Consider the following 280-nt stretch of genomic DNA (forward strand, 5'->3'; position numbering starts at 1 on the left):
ACCCGTTCGCCACTCGCCGCCAGGTTGCCCCGCGCTGCCGTTCGACTTGCATGTGTAAGGCATGCCGCCAGCGTTCAATCTGAGCCAGGATCAAACTCTTCAGTTTAATCTCTGTTTGTTTGCCACTCTCATGGCACCGTCATTTCTGACGGGTCGCTCACTCAAAATACTGACAGGCTACTCTTGCGAGTATCCTATTTCATTACTTCTTGTGAACATTTGATATTTTAAGTATCACGAAGACTGGCTTCGTGTGCACTTCCATCAAACGTCCACACTT

Annotated in this window: 1 rRNA gene; it reads right to left on the reverse strand. The window is 48.9% G+C overall.

The features are described from left to right. Positions 1–106, reverse strand: a 16S ribosomal RNA gene (locus H3H39_RS27415); the annotation flags it as partial. Positions 107–280: the final 174 nt, after the last annotated feature.

This window comes from Rugamonas apoptosis, from assembly GCF_014042355.1.
GTDB lineage: Bacteria > Pseudomonadota > Gammaproteobacteria > Burkholderiales > Burkholderiaceae_D > Rugamonas > Rugamonas apoptosis.